7 protein-coding genes are annotated in these 7,095 nt (G+C 74.9%); 3 read left to right on the top strand and 4 right to left on the bottom strand.

Features of this window, described 5'->3' with window-relative positions; translation table 11 throughout:
- Positions 1–930 (top strand): NAD(+) synthase (gene nadE / locus SACPADRAFT_RS26750; protein ID WP_007025756.1); only part of this gene is annotated, 930 nt, incomplete at its 5' end.
- Between the two features lie 119 nt (positions 931–1,049).
- Here the strand turns inward: nadE and SACPADRAFT_RS0209850 are convergent.
- Complete coding sequence (locus tag SACPADRAFT_RS0209850) at positions 1,050–1,622, bottom strand: DinB family protein (protein WP_007025755.1); 573 nt, start codon at positions 1,620–1,622, stop codon at positions 1,050–1,052.
- A 49-nt stretch (positions 1,623–1,671) separates the two neighbouring features.
- Positions 1,672–2,370 (bottom strand): DUF998 domain-containing protein, encoded by a 699-nt coding sequence (locus SACPADRAFT_RS0209845; protein WP_007025754.1) that lies wholly within the window; start codon positions 2,368–2,370, stop codon positions 1,672–1,674.
- 187 nt (positions 2,371–2,557) lie between these two features.
- Here SACPADRAFT_RS0209845 and panB point away from each other — a divergent pair, with 187 nt between their 5' ends.
- Positions 2,558–3,499, top strand: a complete 942-nt coding sequence (gene panB, locus SACPADRAFT_RS0209840) for a 3-methyl-2-oxobutanoate hydroxymethyltransferase (protein WP_007025753.1) — start codon at positions 2,558–2,560, stop codon at positions 3,497–3,499.
- A 123-nt stretch (positions 3,500–3,622) separates the two neighbouring features.
- Positions 3,623–4,615: a prolyl aminopeptidase gene (gene pip, locus SACPADRAFT_RS0209835; protein ID WP_007025752.1), complete on the top strand. Its 993-nt coding sequence runs from the start codon at positions 3,623–3,625 to the stop codon at positions 4,613–4,615.
- 69 nt (positions 4,616–4,684) lie between these two features.
- Here pip and SACPADRAFT_RS0209830 read toward each other — a convergent pair whose 3' ends face one another.
- Positions 4,685–5,455, bottom strand: a complete 771-nt coding sequence (locus SACPADRAFT_RS0209830; protein ID WP_007025751.1) for a helical backbone metal receptor — start codon at positions 5,453–5,455, stop codon at positions 4,685–4,687.
- A gap of 155 nt (positions 5,456–5,610) precedes the next feature.
- A complete protein-coding gene (locus tag SACPADRAFT_RS0209825; RefSeq protein WP_028662357.1) occupies positions 5,611–7,038 on the bottom strand; it encodes an RNB domain-containing ribonuclease in 1,428 nt (475 codons plus the stop codon).
- Between the last annotated feature and the right edge of the window lie 57 nt (positions 7,039–7,095).

Genomic DNA, 7,095 nt, shown 5'->3' with positions numbered 1-7,095 from the left:
TCCGCGCCCGCGCCCGCGCCGGAGACCGGACCGCCGGCCGCCGCGGAGCCGGTGGTCGGCGAGCCGTTGTCGGACGAGGCCGAGGTGTGGTCGGCGTTGGTGCTCGGGCTGCGCGACTACGTCGCCAAGAACAACTTCGGGTCGGTGCTGCTGGGCCTGTCCGGGGGGATCGACTCGGCCGTGAGCGCGGCGCTGGCGGTGGACGCGCTCGGCGCGGACGCCGTGTACGGGGTGTCCATGCCGTCGAAGTACTCCTCGCAGCATTCCCGGACCGACGCGGCCGAGCTGGCCCGGCGGACCGGCTGTCACTACCGGGTGGAGCCGGTCGAGGCGATGGTCGCGCTGTACGTGGACCAGCTGGGGCTGGCGGGCAGCGGATTGGCGGAGGAGAACATCCAGGCCCGGGTCCGCGGCATGCTGCTGATGGCGCTGTCCAACCTGGAGGGGCACCTGGTGCTGGCGCCCGGGAACAAGACCGAGCTGGCCGTGGGCTACTCGACCATCTACGGGGACGCGGTCGGCGGGTTCGCCCCGATCAAGGACGTGTTCAAGACGCAGGTGTGGGAGCTCGCCCGCTGGCGCAACGCGGAGGCGGACAAGCGCGGCGAGACCCCGCCGATCCCGCCGAACTCGATCGACAAGGCCCCGTCGGCGGAGCTGCGGCCCGGCCAGCTCGACACGGATTCACTGCCGGACTACGCGCTGCTCGACGACATCCTGGACGACTACGTGGAGGGTGACCGGGGGTTCGCGGACCTGCTCGACGCCGGGTTCGACGCCGAGGTGATCGACCGCGTGGTGCGCATGGTGGACCGGGCCGAGTACAAGCGACGCCAGTACCCGCCGGGCACCAAGATCACCTTCAAGGCGTTCGGCCGGGACCGCAGACTCCCGATGACCAACGCCTGGCGCGAACGCCACCGGCGGTAACCCGGCAGGGTGTGCCGTGAAGGCCCCCTTCCCCGCCCCGGGTGCCGCGAAGGACTCCTGCACTGCGTCGGACGCAGGCAGGGAGTCCTTCACGGCCACCACGCACGGTGACCGCCCGGTCAGCGGGACCGGGCGGGGCCCGGGGGGCGCCACGGGCGCAGCCAGGGCGTTTCGGGCCATCCTTCGGCGGCGGCCATGAGGGGGAAGGCCGTCGCGCCGTCGAGGGCCTCCCGGACGAGGTCGGCGTGTCCGGCGTGCCGGGCGGTCTCCTCGATCAGATGCAGCAGCACCCACCGCACCGACCACGCCTCGACGTCGTCCGGGAACCACGGCACGTCCCGCGGCACCGGCACCGGTCTGCCGAGGTCGTCGATCAGCGAGACGATCTCCTCGGTGCGGGTGGCGACGCACTCGTACGCACGGATGATCTCGTGCAGCGTCGCCTCCGGTGCGGTGCCCGGTTCCGGTCCGGGGCGTGGGGACCGGCCGAGCACCGTGTCCAGCCACCCGCGTTCGGTCGCGGCGACGTGCCGGATGATCCCGCCGACGCTCAGCGGGCCGGCCACGGGCGTGGCGCGGGCCTGTTCGTCGGTGAGCCCGTAGGCCGCCAGGCACAGCACGTACCGCTGCTGCGCGAGGTAGTTGAGCAGCCCCGCGCGCTCGTCGGAGACCGGACCGATCAGACCGGGCACCGCACACCTCCCGGACCCGCCGCGGCACGGCCCGGCCGGTGGGTTCGACTCACGTTCGCGACCACGGTGTCCCCTCCCTGCTCCGCACCCGCCGTCCGACCGCGACCAGGTAGGCCATGCCGGCGCAGAGCAGGACCGACATCGCCACCAGCTGCACCCGGGCGGCCACCCCCGCGAACCGCGACACCCCGGTCACGACGCCGGTCGCGAGCGCCACCGCCGCCGCGCACTCGACCACCACGACACACCGGGCGACGCGGCCCCACCCGGCGTGCCACCAGAGCGCGAGGACCGCCGGGCCGACGACGTACTGCACGGCGAGCGCCGCCGAGGCCACGACGTTCACCCGGTGGGCGAGCGAGAGATCCCCGCGGGGCGCGCACACCTCGGACAGTGCCGGGACGCAGTCCGGGGGGAACCCGGCCCGCACGAGCATCAGGGCGCCGAACGAGAAGACCGCCGCGACGGTGAGTCTGCCCTGCCAGTGCACCGGCGCCAGCCGCAGCAACGGCGGGGTGGACAGCATGAACGCCACCCCGGCGACCGCCTCCGCGAGGCGGAACAGCGTCCGGTACGGCTGCGCCTGGGCGCTGAGCCCCACCGGCAGGTCGTGCAGCGGGGACAGGTCGGTGTCCAGCACCAGCTCGGCCAGCCATCCGAGGTGGGCGGCGGTGCCCACGCCGAGCAGGAGGACGGCCGCAGTCCGGACCACGCCGAACGGCGCGGAACGGGGCAGGGCCGGGAGCATGGCGAACTACTTATCACGCCGCACCCGGCGAGCACAGCCGTTCGCCGTCCGCGCCGGAGGGCAGGACCCCCTGTGAAGCTCATCGCAGCCGCTTGGGCGCCGTCGCGGCCGGTGCGACGCTGAAGGTGTCCAACGATCACGACCCGGGGACCTCGTGGAGGCCTCGAGGGAAGGACGGTCGACGAGGATGTCGCGAGACGACGCGCGTTCCACGCCGGACGCGACCGGCACCGGCCCGGCCGCCGGGCACACCGACGACACCGCACCCGCCACCACGCGGGACGAGACGGACGCGCCGTACGGCGCCGGGGCGCCCGCGCCGGAGGCCCCCCGCAGGCGGGTCCGGGTGCACCACCTGCGGGAGATGAAGCAGCGGGGCGAGACCTGGCCCATGCTGACCACGTACGACACCCACACCGCCGCCCTGTTCGACGAGGCCGGGATCCCGGTGCTGCTCGTGGGTGACTCGGCGGCCAACACGGTGTACGGCTACGAGAGCTCGCTGCCGGTGACGGTGGACGAGATGCTGCCGCTGGTGCGGTCGGTGACCCGCTCGGCCCGCAGCGCGCTGGTGGTCGCCGACCTGCCGTTCGGGTCGTTCCAGGCCTCCCCCGCGCAGGCGTTCGACACGGCGGTGCGGTTCATGAAGGAGGGCCGTGCGCACGCCGTCAAGTTGGAGGGCGGTCGCCGGTTCGCACCGCACGTGGAGATGCTCACGGCCGCCGGGATCCCGGTCATGGGCCACCTCGGCTTCACGCCGCAGAGTGAGCACAACCTCGGGGGCTACCGGGTCCAGGGCCGCGGCACGGCCGCGGACGAGCTGGTCACCGACGCGCTGGCACTGCAGGACGCGGGCGCGTTCGCCGTGGTGCTGGAGATGGTGCCCGCCGAGGTCGCGAAGCAGGTCACCCACGAACTGCGCATTCCCACGGTCGGGATCGGCGCGGGGCCGGACTGCGACGCGCAGGTGCTCGTGTGGCAGGACATGGCCGGGATGAGCAGCGGTAAGGCGCCCCGGTTCGTCAAGCGCTACGCCGACGTGGGCGGGATGTTGGCCCAGGCGGCCCGCGACTTCGCCGCGGAGGTCCGGGACGGCACATTCCCGTCGTCCGAACACACCTTCCACTGACGGCGCCCCGGACGACACCGGTCGTCCGGGTGCCCCCCTGGTGGCTGCCAGGATCTCCCCCGCGTGTGCCGGGCGTGTGACCGCGCCCGGCACACGCCACGGGCGTCGACGAGCGGAGGCACGGTGGAGGGGCTGTATCCGGCGATCGGGCCGTACGACGGGGGCATGCTCGACGTCGGCGGGGGTCACCGCATTCACTGGGAGGTCAGCGGCGATCCGGAGGGGCGGCCCGCGGTCGTCGTCCACGGGGGTCCGGGCGGGGCGAGCGACCCGCTGACGCGGCGGCACTTCGACCCGTCGGCGTACCGGATCGTGCAGTTCGACCAGCGCGGATGCGGCCGCAGCACGCCGCACGTGGCCGACAGCGTGACCGACCCGGCCGCCGACCCGGACGCCGGGCTCGCCGGCAACACCACCTGGGATCTCGTGGCCGATCTGGAGCGGCTGCGCGCACACCTCGGCATCGAGCGGTGGCTGCTGCTGGGCGGGTCGTGGGGCGCCACGCTGGCGCTGGCCTACGCCGAGACACACCCGGACCGGGTGTCCGGGCTGGTGCTGCGCGGGGTGTTCACCGCGCGACGGTGCGAGCTGGACTGGCTCTACGCCGGCGGGGCGGCGTGGCTGTTCCCGGAGGACTGGGAGCGTTTCCTGGATCCGGTGCCGGACGAGTGGCGCCACGACCCGCTGGCGGCCTACGCCGCGCTGCTGTCCGACCCCGACCCGGCGGTGCGGCAGCGGGCCGCGGTGGCCTGGAGCGAGTGGGAGGGCGCGCTCGTGTCGATCACCCCCCGGCCCGCCCACCGGGCCCGTTACGCGGATCCGGCCTTCGCGGTGCCGTTCGCCCGGCTGGCGGTGCACTACTTCGTCCACGGCGCGTGGCTCGACGACGGCGCCCTCCTCCGGGACGCCGACCGGCTGGCCGGCATCCCGGGCGCGATCGTGCAGGGCCGCTACGACGCTGTGTGCCCGCCGGCCACGGCCCACGCCCTGCACCGGGCGTGGCCGGACTCCATCCTGACCGTCCTGGACACGGCAGGCCACGCCGTCACCGACCCGGGAATCCTCCCCGCCCTGCGCACTGCCACCGACCGCTTCGCGGCCGGCGGCCGAGCGTGAGGAGCACGTTCCCTGCATCGGACGCCGCGAGGGGCACATTCACTGCGTCACACGCAGGGAAAGTGCCCTTCACGGCACACCCGACAGGGTGTGCAGGAGGGTGGGGTGGGCCTCGACGAGGGAGGGGCCGTACCAGGTGAGGTGGCGGCCGTTGACGAGGACGTAGGGGACTCCGGGGAAGTGGTCGGGGCCGTCGTCGTCGGTGAAGGCGTACGGTTCGTCCGGCAGGACGAGCAGGTCCGCCTCGCCGTCGGCGAAGCGGGCGCGCAGCTCGTCGAGGGACGGCCGGGGGTAGCGGTCGGCATGGTCGGCGTACGCGTGCGGGACGCCGACCCGGCGCAGCACATCCCCGGCGAAGGTGTCCCGGCCCAGCACGACCCACGGTTTGCGCCACACCGGCACCACGGCGTGCGCGCGCACGGGCGCGACCGCACCCCAGAGCCGCCGCGCCGAGGTGAGCCACTCCGGCACCGGGACCTCGAACGCGCGGGTGAACAGCCGCTCCAGGGAGTCCAGCGCCGCGGTCACCCACACCGGCACCCCGGCCTCCCGCAGCCGCGCGACGTCGTCCGGCCGGTTCTCCTCGGCGTTCGCGAGCACGAGGTCCGGCCGCAGGTCCAGCACCGAGTCCACGGTCGGGTACTTCGAGCCCCCGACCCTGCCGACGTCGAGGTCGACGGGGTGGGAGCAGTACGTGGTGGCCCCGGCCAGCACCCCGGGCACGGTGGTCGCCACCGCCTCGGTCAACGACGGGACCAGGGAGACCACCCGCTCCGGGCGGGCGGCCAGGGGCACCGGGGCTCCGAGATCGTCGGTCGGCGCGGTCGCATCGGTACGCATACCGTCCAGTCCACCAGCCCCGCGCCACGGCGCGGTCCCCGGGACACCGGGCGGGCCGGGACCGGGTGAGCCGGGACCGGGTGGGCAGCTCCCGGCAGGCCGACTCCGGGGGACCACACCGGGGGACTCCGCCGGGGACTCCGCGACCGCCCGCCTCACGCCGGGACGAAGCACACCCGCCGCCGGTCGACGTCCACCTCGGTGAGCCGCACCCGCACCCGGCCGCTCCCCGGCACGTCCCCGTCGGCCGTGCCGGCCCGCACGCACCGGCCCAGCACGGGTGGTCGACGCAGGAACACCTCGGCCCACGTCGCCTCCCGGCGCAGCACCACCGCGTCGAACGTGCGCCCGACGTGCCCGGCCAGCACCCACGCCTCCACCTGGTCGAGGCAGGCGCGCTCCACCCGCGCCGCGCGGGTGTCCGAGGTCCCCATCAGCCGGGGCAGCTCGTCCAACGCCTGCCGCACCCACTCCGGCACCGGCCGACCGTGGGTGACCGCCAGGCACACCTCGGTGGCGAAGCGGTCCACCAGCCTCCGGATCGGCGCGGTCACGTGCGCGTACGGGCCGCCGATTCCGGCGTGGGTGGTGACCGACGGCACCGCCCCGTCGAAGGCGGTGTACCCGGCGCCGCGCAACAACCGTTTGGTTCCGGCGGACAACGCCAGCGACGCGGGGTCGGCCGGGTCGAGCCCGGCGAGCACCGTCCCCACCGGGACCTCCGGCGACCAGTCCACCCCCAGGGCGTGCGCACTGCGGCGCAGCCAGGCGAGGGCGTCGTCATCGGCCTCCGGCAGGGTGCGCAGCACCCCGACCCCGGCGCGCAGCATGATCGACGCGGCGGTCATGCCGGTGAGCAGGGAGATCTCCGCGTTGAAATCCTCGATCTCGTGGCGTGCCCGGCTGTCCAGCGTCCAACCACCGGGCCCGGCGGTCACGCGCTGCTCCGGCAGCTGCGGCTCCACCGCGCCCCGGTGCACGGCCCGTTCCCGCCGGAGCCGGCCCAGCCGGGGCAGCTCGGCCACGGCGGGGTGGGCGGTGCCCGCGGCCACCGCCGCGGCGACGGCGTCGTAGTCGAATCGTTCGCCCGAGCGCACCCAGGCCCTGCGGACGTCGACGTCGGTGGGTTCGGCGTGCGAGTCGGTGTCGATCGTCCACAGCACCGCGGGCCGGACGACGCCGGGCAACAGGCTCGCCGCCCCCTCGGCCAGCTGCGGCGGGTGCAGTCCGACGTTGCCGTCCGGCAGATAGTAGGTCTGGCCACGCCGCCGTGCCTCCGCGTCCACGGCACCCCGGGGCGGCACGAACGCGGCGAGGTCGGCGATCGCGTACCGCACGCGGAACCCGCCACCCCGGCGACGTCCGACCGCGAGCGCCTGGTCGAGATCCTTCGCCCCGGGCGGGTCGACCGTCACCAGCGGCAGATCCGTCGCGTCGACGCGGGCGAGGCCGTGATCGGCGGGGTCCCCGGCGACGGCGTCCGCCTCGGCGAGCACGTCCGGGGGGAACGTCTCCGGCAGCGCGAACTCGGCGCGCAGCGAGGCGAAGTCGCCGGCGCCCCGGCCGTGCGCCGGTAGAGCCACACCCCGACGATAACCCGGCCGCGCCCCGGGGCGCCCGGACACGGGCCGCACCGGACC

The organism is Saccharomonospora iraqiensis subsp. paurometabolica YIM 90007 (assembly GCF_000231035.2).
GTDB lineage: Bacteria > Actinomycetota > Actinomycetes > Mycobacteriales > Pseudonocardiaceae > Saccharomonospora > Saccharomonospora paurometabolica.
Note: the sequence above shows the minus strand (reverse complement) of the source record. Positions and strands in the feature narration are given on the sequence as shown.